Raw genomic sequence first — 18,356 nt, forward strand, 5'->3', positions numbered from 1 at the left:
TTAGGGGCCTGTTTTAGCGCTTAATTGAAATCGTTATTGGCGAATGGTGTAGCGAATATGCAGAATGATGTCGCTTAGACTCTCCAGTATGGTTTTTTGTTTGCCTTCTTTGCTTCCTTCACCAATTGCATTTGGGAAGCTCAATGTCAGCGTACCTTTATCAATGTCGATTCCTTCAAATGGCAGGAATTTTCCATCGTTGAAATCCAGTTGGAACTGGCCGCTGTCATTCATCCCATGAGAAACCGCCAACGATTTGCAACTTTCAGCCAATCCAGTGACCTCTCCGCTGTAAGACAGAATCGCCTGCACATCCTGATAGGGACCTAACAGTGCTGGCAGGGTGACACTGATCTGTTTAATCCGGCGAACATTACCGACTCCACTACCTTCTGGGTAATCGTGACGAATTTGTAAGTCAGCTAATGAAATAGATGCTTGCAGAGACGTTTGGGCATTTCCGGTACCAAACTTCAGGGTGTTATTTCCGTTACCGGCAGTGACTAATTTATTCTTCATCAGTTCTGCAATTTTCTCAGTCAGGGAAAATTGACCTTTCTCTTTATAGATATTTGCCAGTGAAACGGTACGTTCTACTTCCAGTACGCGTTGATCCTGTTTCAGATGCGCGTCTTCCATTTGTGCCAGATTCAACATTAAGGTTTCTCCTGCCAGCAAACCGGCATGGGTTCCCTGCCAGGCACCGGGCTTGATAAAGCGTGCTGTGGCATCGTTAGTCTCCCAGCGATAGGCCATTTCAGCCATCAAACAGCGAGCTACCGTTAAATCATAGAACTGGAAGTAAATCGCGGACAGCCGACCACGTAGCCAGTTGTACAAAGCTTGATTGCTGAACTTATGTTGCAGGAAGGTCAGTTGTGCATGAGTCTGTTCCTGTTGGGTTTTCAGGCTGGTTTTCTGCAATACTGCGGCTTCACGGCGCACTACCAGCGAACCAAGTTGAGCGTCGATTTGTTTCAGCTCTGTCTCGGCGTTATTACGCTGAATTTCCCACTCCTGACGACGCCGACGGTAGGCTTCAGACTGGCTAATTTTATCCGCTTCGGTGCTGATAACACTGGCGGAAAACTCCATGACATTACTTGTGGCTTGGGCAATTGCTCCCCAATGGCTACCACCATCAGCGAAGCCAAAGATGTTGGGAGCCAAATCAAGCGCTGCGCCTGCCAGATGTGATGCTTGAAGTGCAGTAGAGATGCCTGCGACGGAGGCTCGCAACGCCATCGCCTGTTTTTCACCTGCGTTGATGTCTTCATCGTAGAATTTGCTGTAGCTATCAAAACGCGATTGAGCTCCGGCGCGGGTTTTTTCTAGTACAGTTTTTTCAGCATCCAGCTCTTCAATGGTTTTGTCCTGTATGCTGAGATTGGTCAATATCAGTTCTGCCGCCTGATTCTGCAATAGCGTGTTTAATGCCTCTGCATCTTGACGTTCGATAATATTTTGTAACGTGGAACCGAATTGGGTGAGCTGACTGACCATACTGCGGGCGTTTTCCAGCATATGTGGGAAACGCCAAACTGATATAAACGCTGACGGAAGATTATTTCCACCTTGTGAACTGGCGACAGCGGCGCTGAGCAGCGCTTTTGGATCGGCTGGTGTTGCGAAAATAGGCAGATGCAAAGGTTGACCGTCGATAGAGAGGTTATGGCGCAGGTTATACAGCCGTTGTTCCAGTTTCTGCCAATAGCTCAACATCACTTCGTTAACCTGTGGCAGGAAAAGATCTGTGTTGCTTCCACCTGTAGACTGGCCTTGTCGTAAATCTGCTACTGCTTTGGCATGTGTCTTTTGTTTCTCAAGATCTGCGGCCTCTTCTAGTTCTGGATCACGCCATGTTGAACTGAGTGATAAATGAGGTCTATCACCCAAGAGATGCAATGCTTGCATATACCATATTTTGGCTTCGGTGAGTGTGTCCCGCTCCAATTGGCGATAGGCGTAATCTCCCTGTTCGATCAACAGATCAAGGGTGCGCATAAAGGAAGCGACTTTGTAGTGCATTGGATCATATTGCGCTATGGCATCGGGATCAAATGAACCCAACGGATCATCGTTCCAACTCGTGTCCTCTTGTAATGGGCGAACATTCCAAGTGTGGGGATACTGCTTTTGACCATTGGTAATATGACCAGATGGGTTCCAGACATATTTCAGCCAACGGTTAGCTTCATCGAAGTTTTGTTCGTGCAGCAAACGCTGAGCAATCAACATCGGGGTATAGTAGAACAGTTCCCAGAAATAAAGACTGTTCGCGCCGTTGAAGTCCATTGGTTCCATAGCATCAGGGGAATCTTCTGCTAATTTAGGTTCCTGAATATTCTGAGTTTCCAGGCTCAAAATAGTGTCGATTCCCGCGTTGGCGCGGCTAATTAATTTGCGGGCAAACAGCGTATTAAGGCGAGTACGATAGTCTCCCCATTGCATATATTGTGCCCCGCTTGAATTGCTGTGAAGGGATAGGACATTATTAGTCTCCGATTTTTTGATAATACGAATACTAAAATGTTCTTCGCCTAGGTTACGTTCCTTCTGACCACTTTCAAATGCATCAGCAAATGCTGTAAAGGTGATATCAATACTTGCTTCATTATTTTTAAATACTAGCTTGGAGACATCTATTTCTTTGAGACCATTAAACTGGTAACACATTTCTTCGAAGTTGAGTGGTGGTTTAACTGAAACTTTGTCGTTCGCTATATATGGTTCACTATTTAATGTTCCATCCTCCTTCACTGTTTTCACTGTGATTTTAACGTTTGAAGGCTGAATATTTGTATTAATAAACATTGGCCCCGAAACATCAGTGTCAATACCGCCGTGGTCATCCATATAGAAATATTCTTTGAATGGATTGTTGTTACTATGTTTATTATCAATATAACCATAATTACCACTAATGTTACCGCCGGTGGTTATGGACATTTCTTGAGAGCCAGAGGGAAGGTTAGGGAGCCAGGCTCTTGCAAAGTTAGTCGTACTATCCCGATAAAACAGAAGTCTTCCTTGACTAAGCTTACTGGCATTTCCTTCATATTGATAAATAGGGTAGATAAATTTTGCATTTGATAAATTATTCGGGTTAATACCTAGCGTGGTATAAATAATAAATTTATCACCAGGCTTACCGTATTTCTTCATCAAATTGCATTGATTACGTTGTCGACCTTCATATCCATTATGAATAATTCTTAACTTCGGTGAGATTTGGATTTTTGAACCATTTAATTGGGGGCGGGTAATCAGAATACTCCCGCCGTATACCATACTCAGGTAGCCTTCTCCCCAATCATAACCATTATTACTGTTTACTGATGAAGGGATTTCGTAGCTTTCTGCATAGCGGTTATTGACGCTTATAACACTATTGGTTTCAGTGCGGGTATCAAGCTGTTTATAGATATTAGTTTTATAATTATCAGGCACCATCTCTTCTTGTGACATATTAGAGGAGATATATAACCCTTGCATGGTGGCATTTTTATAACTCGCCTGTTCAGGCTCTTTTTGGTAAAACATCACCAGTAATTTATCTTTGCCTTGATAACTTGCACAATAGAGCCCTAACGCTTTATTCTTCGGTTCTGGATTTAGAGTAGATATTTTATTATTCACATCAAAAGTGACTGGTGTATTCCAGGTGCCGTCATAACGAATATGAGCGAGTTTCAGTTCATAACTAAAACCGGAGGTAGTTTTGTCACCTTCTTGTTTAGTCATTTTCTTCTGTTCCAGCCAAGTAATATACAGGCGGGATTGGTAGACTACCGGGCGGATAATATCTTCGTAGGGGTTAATTGGGCAGTCAATTTTGTGCCACTCGCTCCAGGCATTAGCGGGGAATTTACCTTCGTTGAATTTATTGTGATCCACACTGCGCCAATAATATTGATTCACTTCTGTTTTACTGCGTCCGATAAAATAGGTTAATCCTTGGTCATTATTAATGTTGTCATGATAGGCGCTGATGACTTCTAAATTAGCCACCTGTTCGAATGACGTTAGATAAGATTTAAAGGCATCTTCTACGGTATCGGTATTCAATTGACTCTGGCTGATGGATTGCAGTAGCGCATCCATCATTTTTGTCTGGCCGATCCGCAAGGTTGGATCGATGTAATTTTCCGGGTAGTAAAGGAGTTTAGCAATGCCGGCCCAGGTGCTGTAGCGTTTGTTGTATTTATCCCAGTTGGTGAAGAATGAACGGCTAGTGACACTTGTGTCGGTATCTCCCTCCATATTTTTCAATGTGCGGTTAATATACAGTTGGATACTGGCGATAGCTTCCGCAATCTCCGTGGTTTTGATAGCTGAGGAAACTTGGTTATCGATTAGTAGGTATTGATATAGATCATCACGGTCTTTAATTACCGTATGTTTTCTTTCTTCTCGATCTTTTTGGTTATGAGAATAAATATAGTATGTACTTAACGCAGCACTGCGAGACTCATCTAGAAATGCATGTAGGGTATTGGCTTTTTGGGTGTTCAGCCCGGCGGTTAATATCGCGGCGACGTTTTCCCATTGGGTATAGTCAGCGGAAGATTCTATGTCTAATACTTGCGTCAGTTCAAAAACGCCTTGTGGAGAGATATTCAATTGACGTGCGATGTTAACCCATTGCCGGATGGTGTCGATAGATGTCCAACTGGAGAAATCAGCTTTTGCTTGAGTCTTGGCTTGCTCCAGTAGATTTTTATCAAGATTTATGGCGTTAGCCAATAGTTCTGCTGTTAATGTTCCTTTTTCAATCTCGGTCAATATAGAAGAGGCGTTTTCACCGAGTGAGTTAACCCAGTCAGCAAAACGCGTTAGTGACATTAGTGTTGATACATCATGTGCTGGTATTGTCTCGGTTGTTTCAGTTGCCTCAATTGTTTCGGTTGTTTCGGTTTTAATAACAAAGTGTTGTGGCTTTGTCACAAAAAGACGTAAGGTGCTTTCGCTAAGGCCAGTAGAACGGTAAATTAGTGCTAGTTGTGCTAGACACTGGCAATAATGGACAGCTTGTTGAATTGAGTTATCTGATGCAGTTGTTCCTGTTGGTTTCGATGATTGGGTTCCAAAGGGATTTTTCCGCAACCAGTCCCAGAGTGTGCTTGCCGTCATTTTGTCTGTTTTGCCAGAGTTTAGTTTATCTGCCCAGGCCAGCACGGAGAGAGCAACATTCTCAGATGGCAATTGCAGAGCGGCGGCGATGTAATGAGACAGTGTTTGTTTCAGATTTTCCTCGGCTTCTTGCAGATTTTTTTTGGCTTTATTTAAATTTTCTTCCGATTTTGGCTGGCTTTCTTCCGCTTTTTTTAGCTCCTCTTTGGCTTTTAGTATTTTCTTGTCAAAATCTTGCAGACCGTTATATGTAGTATCCAGTAAGTTCTGGATTTCTGGTGTCAGGGTTTGGTTATAGTCGGTGGTGGTCATCACAAATAACTGATATACACTCCATTTCCGTGTACGCAGCCAATTGGTAACGGAATAGAGTTTGCTAATTAGAACCGCTAAATTGTCATGAGTAATCTGAGATAAATCGGTTTTTCCTTCATCTATGGCAACTAGTAGTACCCCTAATTCATCAATAGTTAATTGATGGATATCCGCCAGTAATTTTGTGCAATAGAGATGAGAGAGATTATCTCTATTATTAACCATTGTTTCTTTAGTGTTGTCTCCATAGGTAACCTTTAGTAGTCGATTTAATGAGATATCATCGACGTTAAAAGCAAGTTTAAGTACAGTTTTGTTTCTGTCATTGGTATTGCTTGGGTTTAAATTAATCTCTGGCGTGCCATTGATGGAAAAATCCTGACCATTTATTTTTGGGGAATTAAATAAACGATCAAATTGGCTTGGATGGTCGTCATTGCTATGTTGTGAAATGGGTGCCTTGCACAGTATTAATGCAGTTTCAGCATCAATACCATAACGTTGCATATAGTATTTAATACGAAAGATTTTTTTTAACACTTCTTTATTGATATTGAATTCTGGACTGATACTGCGGAGGATCCCACTTAATACCGTTGGTGATAAGTTTATCGCTTTGAATAGATAAATAAATTTATTAATTTTCAACAGAGCACGATAATCAGTCTTTTCGATAGTTTGTTGTGTATTAGTAGTATGCGATGCAGGCTCAGTAATTTTCATTTCTTCTTCTGGGAGAAGTATAGTTCTTATTTTAAGGAAGTCGCTAAACTCTTCATCACTCAGATTGTAATAACTTTTCAGATATTCCAGTTTTTTTGTCAGAGAAGGTTTAATATCACCAAAATTATTATTATAAAGAGTTTCAGTAGTAGACTCGGTAATCTCTTTTGTCAGAATAGTCAATAACTCTGGTGAAACGGAAGCATTAATATCCAACAGGGAAGCTTGATACTTCAATTGAGAGAGTGTTGTTTCTGGGAATAGACTTAATTGCTCAAATACTGGAGCCTGTAATTGAATACCCTTACGTACACTTTCATAGGCATCGTGATATGGCATTGAGCCAGAAGTGCGGAAAGTTGATAACGTTTCCATCACGTTAGCGTGGCTGTCCAAATTAGTCTGAGTCTTAATACTGTTCAGTAACATGTTATTAGACAGAGAAAGTGTGGAAATCTCCGTATCCATATTTTTCTGGCTGAGTACCAATGATTTTAGATCTGGGCGACGCGTATCCAGATGATAAATGGAACCTTCTGCATGTAAATTTCGTGCCTGACGATAAAGTTCAGTCAGATAAGCCGCAGGAGAAAACATGGAGGAAATTGCGCCAGGGGCTGCATACTGACTGGCGCGGTTGCCAAATCGGCTATTGTAACCTTGCTGGTCGGCATGAGGAGTTGTCAGGGCAAGATGGACCGCACTTTGTAATTGAGGGTTTGCGCGTTTCAGAATACGGGCTTCATGCAGCAGGTTATCCTTTTGCATCTGCTGTGCTTCAAGATATAAGCTCTGGGTCTGTGACCATGAGAGTTTGTCCTTCACTTTTTTGCGAAGTTCGTCAAAAGAGAGGTGGCAAATATCGGTTAGATTAAAATCTGCTCCTAACGCTTGTTGATATTCGGGCTTGAGTGTGTTCATGCTTATTCCTTTTAAATATTGAGTCAATAAAACATTTATGCTGGCTTGCATATCGTGGAGATAAATAAGGTTATTTATCTCCATCAAAATAAAGGCAACACAGGTAACGTTTGATAGCGGTCTGAAATTAGGTTGAAAATAATGGTCAAATAAAAACACCATTTAACTATCAACTATTTCGTAACGTTATTATTTATTTAAATGGCTGTTGTGATGCAATAACAAAAATTATAATTACATCATAAGTAATATAATTAGTTAACAATAACCAAATGAAATAGTTGCATTTGTTACATATTGCATGCTACGAAAAAGAAGAGGGTTGATATTTTATAGTAGGTAATCGGACTCACGAGAAAAGGAAATATCTCTGTTATAACGAGCGCTAGACAGGTAAGAAGGCAGACGGTGAATGTGGTGAAAGGTTCAGGCCCCCGTTTAGGAGCCTGTTTTTAGTGTTTGATTGAGATGGTTACTGACGAATGGTGTAGCGAATATGCAGAATAATATCGTTCAATGCCCGCAACATGGCTTGCTGTTTGCCAGTCGCATTCGGGAAATTGAGTGTTAATGTGCCGGTATCGTTAATCGCTATCCCTTCAAATGGCAGCAACTTACCATTGTTAAAATCCAACTGGAATTGACCACTATCATTAATTCCATGAGAAATCGCCAGTAATTTACAGCTTTCAGCTAATCCGGTTTCACTTCCTCCGTAGGACAGAATGGCTTGTACATCTTGGTATGGTCCTAACAGGGCTGGCAGGGTGACACTGATCTGTTTAATGCGTCGAATGTTGCCTACGCCGTTGCCTTCTGGGTAGTCACTATGCAGTGACAGATCTGACAGTGAGATTTTGGCACTGAGCTGGTCGTTTTCTAATGTAACGGGATGATCGTCAACGGGTTCAGTTTTACTACCTGCTAGCAGGGTAGAAATGCGTGTTGCCAAATTAAATGATTTTTCTGGCAGTGCTCCATAGAACTGTGTCAGTGAAATGGTCCGTTCTACTTCCAGAGCGCGTTGATCCCACCTCAAATAGGCATCTTCCATTTGTGCCAGATTCAACATCAAGGTTTCACCGGCGAGTAAACCGGCATGTGTCCCTTGCCAGGCACCGGGTTTGATAAAGCTTGCGGCGGTATCATTAGTCTCCCAACGATAAGCCATTTCGGCCATTAGACAACGGGCTACGGCCAAATCGTAAAATTGGAAATAAATAGCCGCTAGCCGACCACGTAGCCAGTGGTACAACGTTTGATTACTGAATTTACGTTGCAGGAAAGTCAATTGCGCCTGAGTTTGTTCCTGTTGGGTTTTTAGGCTGGTTTTCTGCAACACTGCCGCTTCACGGCGTACTGTCAGCGATTGAAGTTGGGCATCGATTTGTTTTATCTCTGTTTCGGCATTGCTACACTGGATTTCCCACTCCTGATGGCGGCGGCGATAGGCTTCGGACTGGCTGATTTTATCCGCTTCGGTGTTCATCACACTGGCGGAGAATTCCATGACATTACCTGTTGCTTCGGCAATCGCCCCCCAACGGCTACCGCCATCAGCGAAACCGAAAATGTTGGGCGCCAGATCAAGAGCAGCACCGGCCAGACGCGATGCTTGCAGGGTGGTGCTGAGGCCAGCAATGGAGGCATGTAATGCCATCACTCGGTTTTCACCTGCATTGATATTTTCATCGTATAGCTTTTTGTAACTGTTAAAGCGTGATTGCGCCCCGGCTTTGGATTTTTCCAGTACGATTTTTTCCGCATCCAGCTCTTCAATGGTCTTATCTTGTATGTTGAGATTGGTCAATATCAGTTCTGCGGCTTGATTCTGCAATAGCGTGTTTAAGGCTTCCGCATCCTGACGTTCGATAATATTTTGTAGCGTGGAACCGAACTGTGTTAGCTGACTCACCATACCGCGCGCATTTTCCTGCATCTGTGGGAAACGCCACAGTGACATAAATGATGTCGGTAGCTCGTTTCCGCCTTGTGCGCTGGCAACAGTAGCGCTAAGCAACGCTTTTGGATCCGCCGGTGTAGCATAAATAGAAAGATGTAGCGGTTGACCGTCGATAGAGAGGTTGTTGCGCAGGTTATACAGCCGTTGTTCCAGTTTCTGCCAGTATTTTTGCATCACTTCGTTGACCTGTGGCAAGAAAAGATCTGTCGGGTTGCTGTGACGGCTAATATCACCTTGTCGCAAGGCGGTCATTGCCTGGGCGTGTTCTTCCTGTTTTTCCGTTCTGGCAGCATCACCTAAACTCGGGTTACACCACTCTGAACTGAACGATAGATGAGGTTTATCACCTAACAGATGCAGTGCTTGCATATACCACATCTTGGCTTCGTTGAGTGTGTCCCGTTCTAACTGACGATAGGCGTAATCTCCACGCTCCAGCAACAGATCAAGGGTGCGCATAAAAGTAACGACTTTATAGTGCATTGGATCGTATTGCGCGATAGCATCAGGATCGACTGAATTTAATGGATCATCGTTCCAACGGGTATCTTCCAATAATGGGCGGACATTCCAGCGGTAGTGCTTAATTTGACCATGCTCAATATAACCGGATGGGTTCCAGACATATTTTAGCCAACGATTAGCTTCATTGAAGTTTTGTTCGTGTAGCAAACGTTGAGCAATCAGCATTGGAGCATAATAGAACAGCTCCCAAAAATAGAGGCTATTAGCTCCGTTGAAATCCATTGGTTCGGTTCCCAATTTATTTTCTGTAAAAATAGGATCAATATTTTCCATAGAATATTTTGGATAATAACCTTGAAAATTAGTTTTATTAATAAACCAGAACTCTCCAATGTATTTTGGATCTCCAGAGTATTTTACAAATAAATAAATCCAACATTCGCCATTATTTATCTCATTTCCTGGCTTAGTACTATTATTGCCATTTATTACGGATATATAAGTTTGAGAAAGATCAATTAATTGAATTTCATCCTTTAATTCACCCTGATAAATGATATTTTCTTCGTCAGGTTTTTCCGTGTCATTGCCTAACATTATTGTGATATTTTTGCTGTTACCGTGATGACTTGAGCTATATATTGGTAATGTTGCAATAAAATTATCATTCCATAAAGTAGGCTCTTGAATATTCTGGGTCTCTATATTCAGAATAGTATCAATTCCAGCGGTGGCGAGACTGGCTAATTTACGGGCAAACAAGGTATTAAGGCGAGTGCGATAGCCGCCTGACTGCATATACTGCGCTCCGTTTGTGTCGTGGTAAAGGGTCAGGATATTATTGTCACTTATCTCTATTGATGAAGAGACTTCATACCGGTTATTCACCTTAATGATACTATTGACGCCAATATCGATATCAAATTGGTTATGAATATTAAGTATGTAATCTCCGAGATTGATATCTTCGGGTAATATATTTGAGGAGATATGTAGCCCTTTTATTGGCGCATCTGTTGTGTATTTATCCAGTGCATCCTGTTTTTGATAAAATATGACTAACAACTTATTATCTTGGTGATTTGCACAGTAGAACCCTGGTTGTTTTCTTATTAGCTCTGGCTCTAATCGATCCAACTCCTTCTGAATATCCTGTTGGTTCAATTCCAGCTGTTTTTCCCTTACGCTTATCTCTGTCGTTGATTGTCCCTGCTCAATCAACTCTCTCTCCCATTGCGCCAGTTGTTTTTTCCGTTGTTCTATTAGCGGTGGCAATAGTTGCAATGATTCTAGTGGCGCTATAGGTTGTGGTGGACTTACTGGATTCAGTGGTGTGATTGGTTTTAGTAGTTCTACAAGTTCCTGCTGTTCTTGCAGTTTATCTTCTAATTGCTTTTGGTACTCTTGCAATTGGTCCAATAAATCTGATGTTTTCAAAACAGCGGATATTTTGTCATGTACTTCTAAGGTTATTGGTGTGTTCCAAGTCCAGTCATAACGGATATGCGCTAGTTTTAGTTCATAATAATAACATTCGATGGTTTTATTATTATCGGCCTGTTTAGCAATTTTCTTTTGTTCCAGCCAGATCAGATACAGGCGAGATTGGAAAATTACCGGGCGGATAGTGTCTTTATAGGGATTTATTGGACAGTCAATTTTGTGCCACTCACTCCAGGCGTTAGCAGGAAACTTACCGTCATTGAATTTATTGTGATCCACGCTACGCCAATAATATTGATTCACTTCTGTTTTATTGTGTCCGATAAAGTAGGTTAATCCCTGATTGCTATTGATGTCGTCATGATAGGCACTGACAATTTCCAGATTAGCCACCTGTTCGAACGACGTCAGATAAGACATAAAGGCGTCTTCTACCGTATCGGTATTTAATTGACTCTGGCTGATGGATTGCAGCAACGTATCCATCATTTTTGTTCGCCCGATACGTATCGTCGGATCGATGTAATTCTCAGGGTAGTAAATGAGCTTAGCAATGCTGGCCCAAGTGCTGTAGCGTTTATTGTATTTGTCCCAATCGGTAAAGAATGGCCGGGTGGCAACCTGCGAGACTGAGTTTCCCTCCATGTTTTTCAGTGCCCGGTTAATATACAGTTGGATGCTGGCGATAGCTTCCGCAATCGGGGTAGTTTTGATGGCGGCGGAAACTTGGTTATCAATCAATAAATACTGGTACAGATCATCACGGTTTTTAATTTTTGCACCTGCGTTAGCGACCTTATGAATGTAGTACTCGCTTAATGCAGTACTGCGAGATTCATCCAGAAAGGTGTGCAGGGTGTTGGCCTGTTGGGTATCGAGTCCGGCGGTTAATATGGCCGCTATTTTTTCCCATTGGCTATAGTCAGTGGAAGGTTCTATGTCTAATACTTGCGCCAATGTAGAAACATCTTGTGGAGAGATATTTAATTGACGCGCGATATTCACCCATTGTTGGATGGTGTCGAGAGATGCCCAGTTGGAGAAATTAACTTGTGCATGAGTACTGGCTTGCTCCAGTAGATTTTTATCAAGACTCATGGCATCAGCTAACTGTTTGGCTTCTAATGTTCCCTTTTCAAATTCGGTCAGAATAGAAGAGGCTTTTTCCCCCAGAGAGTTAACCCAGTCAGTAAAACGCGTCAGTTTTATCAGTGATAATGCATTGTGTGTTGACGTTGCTCCTGCGGTAAGACCAAAGTGTTGTGGTTTTGTGACAAACAGACGTAAGGTACTTTCGCTAAGGCCGATGGAATGATAAATCAGCGCTAGTTGTGCCAGGCATTGGCAATATTGGACGGCTTGTTCTTCTGTCTCAGTAGTTGATTGTTCTGGGGTGTGTTGAGATTGCAACCATTTCCAGAATTTTTTTGCTGTCATTGCACCAGAGCCGGGTTTTAGTTGATCTGCCCAAGTGAGCATATAGTAAGCGCTATTTTCAGACGGTAATTGCAGAGCGGCGGCGATATAGGGAGAGATCTTCAACAGAAGATTTGCCTCGTTTTCGCTGTTAAGGCCTTGCAAACCATTGTAGACAGCATCTAGCAGGTTTTGGATTTCTGGCGTCAGGGTTTTGTTATAGTCGGTGGTGGTCATCATAAACAACAGGTACTTATTCCATTTCTGTGCATGCAACCACTGGGTAACGTTATAAAGTTTGTCAATCAGAACAGACAGATTATCATCACTGATCCCAGATAAACTGGTTGATCCTTCACCTATGGCAATTAGCAGTAAATTCAGCTCGTTAACAGTTAATTGATGGACATCTGCTAGTAATTTGGTCAGATAGAGATAAGAAATATTAGTTAAGTTATTGATTATTTTTCCATTTCCATTGTTACGATGAGTCATCTTGAGTAATTGATAAAGTGATATATCATCGACATTAAAAGCACGTTTAAGTACCTCTTTTTGCCAGCTATCAGCACTGTTTTGGCTTAAATCAATTTCTTCATCTGAAACGTAGAAATCCCGGCCATTTAATGGTGGGGTATTAAATAAACGACTAAATTGATCGGGGCTAGGGCTATAGTAGTCTTTTGAAATTGGTGCATTGCATAGTATCAATGCAGTTTCAGCATCAATATTGTAACGTTGCATATAGTATTTAACGCGAAATATTTTCTTTAATCTCGCTGTATTGATGTCTGGTATGTCATTCAGTTCATCGTATATAGTAGGGCTATATTCTAGGATGACTTCCATAGGTTGGGATATTGCGTGATAAGTTCTACTAGAGGCAATTTTTTTAAGGATTTCTGGTGCCATGTCTGTGGCTCGTGATACAAGAATAATCTTATTAAGCTTGAGTAGATAATATTGAGCGGGTTGTTGGCTGCCATATTCGGCATTCATTTTATTATGTATTCGTTTGATATTTTGTTGGTTAATAAACTGATTAACTTCTTCATCAGTCAAATGATAATAGCTTTTTAGATATTCTAGTGTTGCCATTAAAGAGGGCTGAATATCGTCAAAGTTTTTTTTATAGAGTCTTTTAATTTCCTTTTTGTCATCTGTAATTTTATCCGTTAGGATATTAAATAGTTCTGGAGAGATGGAAATATTAATCCCCAACAGGGAAGCTTGATATTTCAGTTTAGCGATATCTGTTTCTGGGGATGGACTCATTTGCTCAAATACCGGAGCCTGTAACTGAATAACCTTACGTACATTTTCGTAAGCATCGTGATATGGCAGAGAGCCAGAAGAGCGAAAGGTTGATAGCGCTTTCATCACATGAGTATGGCCTTCCTGCCCGGTCAGTGTCTTAATCCCTTCCAGCAACACTTTATTAGACAGAGAAAGTGTAGAAACTTCATCATCCATATTTTGCTGGTTGAGTATCAGTGATTTTAGATCCGGGCGGCGTTTATCCAGATGATAAATGGAATTTTTTGCGTGTAAATCTTGTGCCTGACGGTAAAGTTCAGTCAGATAAGCAGCGGGAGAGAACATGGAAGCAACTGCGCCGGGGGCGACATACTGGCTGGCGCGGCCACCAAATTTACTGTTATAACCTTGTTGATCGGCATGAGGCGTGGTTAAAGCAAGATGTACCGCATTTTGTAATTGAGGATTAGCACGTTTGAGGATACTCGCTTCATGCAGTCGGTTAGCTTTTTGTGCCTGTTGTGTCGTTTCGGGGCGTTCTGGCGTGATTGTGCTCATGTTTATTCCTTTTAAATGTTAAATAAGGTAGTTATGCTGCTCTGCGTATCATGAATACAATAAAAAAGTTATTGATATTCATTAAAATAAGGCAGCAAATACGACGCCTGATAACGGGTTGAAATAGGCTGAAAATAACGGGTAGATAAAACGGTATCATTCGGTCATTAACTATTTCATAACGTTATTATCTATTGTTTCTCTAAATGCCTGTGGCAATGCAATAACAAAATTTATAATCACGTAAATAATAATTAATCTAAGTAATGATAAATCTATGAAACAATTGCTATTGTTTTGAATGCCGTTTTATGGAAAGTAAAGTGATTAATATTTTGTGATGAACGAAGGGGATAATTAGAAAAGACATTTTTTCTTTTTGGTTATCATTGTAGTAATTATTGCGACTATATATTAGTCTGTGAAAAGTAGTGATTTTAAATGAATATGGTTATTATCTTTTTAAAATTATTTTTAGAATGATAATATACCCAATTAATTTGAAAATGCAGGATTAAAGTTGATTTGGTATAATATACAAGAAACTTCCGGTAAAAAAAGGAATATTGTGACTAGACTCAATATATGGATAATAATTATATACACATAGTTGTATTTGTGTCATTTTGATATTGAATTTTTTTCACAATGGGGTTCTGGAGGAGAGTGATCAATTTAAAGAAAAATCGATATTGCTAAATATGATTTAGGTATTGCAAAAATCAATTTATTATTTTAGGTCCTGTTAGACCTTTTATTTAACTTAGTTATGTTTTTTCTTTGCAAAAACCGTCGTAAACTTTCGTCCAATGCGGACAGGGATATAAGGCGAAAAGTCCAAAGGACTTTAAAGAGCAATTTTGGTTATTACTACACATATATGAGATAACAAATGAATACTAACTGGATGAATGAAGAGGCTTCAAATTTATTCGATCAATATGATGATTATTTGGAGGAGAGACTTGGGTACGCGCCGTTGATTGAGAACCTTAAGGAGAGCTTGGGGCAAAACGTATCGGTTCTTGATTACGGTTGTGGTGGTGGGAAAGTGTCACGTCGACTAATTGCTGGCGGCATAAAGACGGTAACGGGAGTAGATATTTCACAAACCATGGTGGACAAAGCCGCCAGCAATATCAATCGTGGCAATAGTTCTTATCATCAAATTACAACTGATGTCCTTAACTTCAATGATAATACTTTCGACGCAGCTATATGCTGTTACGTGTTCGTTACTAACAGTGAAAAGTCTGATCTTTTGAAAATCGCTAAGGAGGTTCACAGGACATTAAAACCTGGTGGTATTTTTTATGTATTGGATACTAATCCAGATTCTTGTGGGATTAAATTCAAATCTTTTATGAGTGGCGATCTAAATAAAAAATACAATGATGGAGAAATCAAGCCAGTGTATTTAGAGCTGCCAAATGGAACTATTTTTAAGATTTCAGATACGCATTGGCATAAAGATACATATTACCAAATCTTGAACGAGGCCGGGTTCAAAACTATTGAGCTTTTTGAACACAATGACGCGGATGCTTTAGAGGATACTGGAGATCTACGATGTTACCCACCTTTTGCCATGTTCAAAGCGACTAAATTCTAGATGCTCTATACCCTATGGATTTCAAGATGCATCGCGACGGCAAGGGAGCGAATCCCCGGTAGCATAGATAACTATGTGACCGGGGTGAGCGAGCGGTATTTTCTCCTTTGGCGAGGTTTTTTATTTTAGCTCAAGTCATATTTTTTGTTTTTCATTCATCATACTGTTTAGCCACGGCACGGTGACCGCCATGATGATCGCGACAATGAAGGTCGCAATCCCAATTTTGCCGAATACGCTGGTATAGATTGGCAATGTTTGCAATGGGTCAGTAATCCCTTTCGGTGCGGCGGTAAGGGCTGCGACATAGCCGCCGAGTAAGGAGGAAGTTGCTTGAGTTAAATACCACATTCCCAGAATAAAACCCATCAGGTACTGAGGAACAAGGGCTGCAATCATTGCCAGGCCCAATGCACTGATCATCAATTCACCGACGCCTTGGAACAGATAAACCAGAACAATAAACCAAGGGGAGGTCAAACCTTGTTCATCTGCAAACCACAAACCGGCAGCGGCGGCAGTGAGGAAACCTAAAGAGCACAGGAACATACCAACAGCAAACTTAGCTGGCATTGTGAGGTCTTTACCTTTAGCGCCCCAGTGAGTGTATAAGGCGGCGAGTATCGGGCTGGCAACGACGATCCAGAATGGGTTAAGCGCTTGGAAACTGACCGGGTTAATGTCAAAACCAAGCAACTGGTGGTGAACGTTATGGATGGCAAAGAAATTGAGAGAAGTTGGCATTTGTGCATACAGGATGAAGAACACAATAGCTTGAAGCATCAAAATGAAAGCCACAAACATTTTGTTACGGCTAGCTTTATCCTGTTTTAATGTTTCACGGAAGAAGATAAACACCACGATAGCAGATAGGGTAATCAGCACAATATTGGCTATTTTCACGTTGTGCATCAGCCATGCACAGACGTAAACCATCACAACACTTCCTGCTAATACCAGGAATAGGTTTTTATAGTTGATTGGTTGATGGTCGGGTTCAGAACCAATATTACGTACTGTATTGCGACATAAGATATAGACTAACAAAGCAATAATCAGCCCAATACCACAAATATTGTAGGTAACGGCATAACTAAATTTTTCCGCAATAACAGGCGCGAGAGCGAGTGAGAACAGCGAGCCGAGGTTGATTGACATGTAAAACAGCGTAAAAGCCCCATCCAGACGAGGATCTTTGGGGGGATAGCATTTAGACAGCAGGCTGGCCGGGTTGGCTTTGAACAGGCCGTTACCAACGGCGATCGTTCCCAATGCGTAGAAAATTAAATCAGGGTGTAGGATAGAAAGGCCCGTCATAAAATAGCCAATTGCCAGGACAATGGCACCCAACACAATGGTTCGTTTAGTTCCTAGTAAGTGGTCACCTACATAACCGCCAATCGAGATCAAACCATAAACCAGCGCGGCAAATGCACCGAAGGTAATAAACGCTTGTTCTTGGGAAAATCCCAATTTCTGTACAAAATAGACAGCAAGAACGCCTTGTACACCGTAGTAGCCGAATCGCTCCCAAAGCTCGACGAAGAAAATCATAAAGAACGGCTTGGGTTGTTGTAATAAACCGATGGATGCGGGTTTATTCATAGTTGATTGCCTCTGATGAGTCATTATTTATATGTTGGAATACATACGAAAATGCCTGATAGTTGACATTTTTATAACATGATGTATCGCTAACGTGGTGTTTTTTTGAACTTTGTCCAAATTATCATGAACTCGGTAGGTTATTATATGGTTAAAATGTGTTCTTGGTGGTTGATCACACTAATATAAAAATTAATATCAAATTTAGAACTATATTCATAAAGTGAATATTAAAAATGATCAGGAAAAAGGTTGAATATACCCTATGGATTTCAAGATGGATCGCGACGGCAGCCAACAAAGAGGCAACTTGAAAGATGACGGGTATAGATATATGCGTTGACAACAGAACACTATTCAGGCCCTGAATGGCCTGAATAGTGGAAGAACAATCACTGCCAGATGGAGAAGCCGTTAAACTGTAGCGGTTTCAATTTCCAACATAACTGGACGGAAATTACGCTTAAAATAGATGAGGCCGTGGCCTTGTTCGCTCACCGTGATATGTTTAATCTGAACCAGATACACGTTATGCGTTCCCACTTCTTGAACCTGTTCAATTTCACCTTCAAGGCTGGCGAGGGTGCCGGTTAACACCGGTTGACCTAATATTCCTTTCTGCCAGATATTCCAGCGAAAGCGCTCTTCCATGCTGACTCCGGTCATACCGGCAAAGTGACGTGCCATCAATTCTTGTTCGTGGTTTAAAATATTGACACACAGGCGGCCATTTTCCTGAAAAACGGTATTCATAGCACTGCTACGGTTAATGCATACCATCAGCGTGGGTGGCGTATCGGTGATTGAGCATACTGCGGTGGCCGTGATGCCGCAGCATCCGGCATGGCCATCGGTGGTGACGATATTCACCGCTGCTGACAGACTCGCCATCGCATCTCTGAAACGCAGGCGATGTTCATTTTCTAAGGACATATTGGCCTCCTG

5 protein-coding genes are annotated in these 18,356 nt (G+C 41.4%); 1 reads left to right on the forward strand and 4 read right to left on the reverse strand.

Going from position 1 to position 18,356, the window contains the following annotated elements:
- Nucleotides 1-33: 33 nt before the first annotated feature.
- Complete coding sequence (locus tag SLS51_RS09190; RefSeq protein ID WP_323837588.1) at nucleotides 34-7,092, reverse strand: Tc toxin subunit A-related protein; 7,059 nt, start codon at nucleotides 7,090-7,092, stop codon at nucleotides 34-36.
- Nucleotides 7,093-7,564: 472 nt separating this feature from the next.
- Entirely contained in the window at nucleotides 7,565-14,194 is a 6,630-nt protein-coding gene (locus tag SLS51_RS09195) for a Tc toxin subunit A-related protein (protein WP_323837590.1), read from the reverse strand.
- 892 nt (nucleotides 14,195-15,086) lie between these two features.
- Here SLS51_RS09195 and SLS51_RS09200 point away from each other — a divergent pair.
- The gene (locus SLS51_RS09200) at nucleotides 15,087-15,806 is read left to right on the forward strand and encodes a class I SAM-dependent methyltransferase (protein WP_323837592.1); all 720 of its coding nucleotides are present in this window, start codon (nucleotides 15,087-15,089) and stop codon (nucleotides 15,804-15,806) included.
- Between the two features lie 135 nt (nucleotides 15,807-15,941).
- Here the strand turns inward: SLS51_RS09200 and dtpB are convergent, their stop codons facing one another.
- Nucleotides 15,942-17,411: a dipeptide/tripeptide permease DtpB gene (dtpB, locus tag SLS51_RS09205; protein WP_323837594.1), complete on the reverse strand. Its 1,470-nt coding sequence runs from the start codon at nucleotides 17,409-17,411 to the stop codon at nucleotides 15,942-15,944.
- 414 nt (nucleotides 17,412-17,825) lie between these two features.
- Entirely contained in the window at nucleotides 17,826-18,344 is a 519-nt protein-coding gene (hpaC, locus tag SLS51_RS09210; RefSeq protein WP_323837596.1) for a 4-hydroxyphenylacetate 3-monooxygenase, reductase component, read from the reverse strand.
- Nucleotides 18,345-18,356: the final 12 nt, after the last annotated feature.

Source organism: Photorhabdus africana (assembly GCF_035181445.1).
GTDB classification, from domain to species: Bacteria; Pseudomonadota; Gammaproteobacteria; order Enterobacterales; family Enterobacteriaceae; genus Photorhabdus; species Photorhabdus laumondii.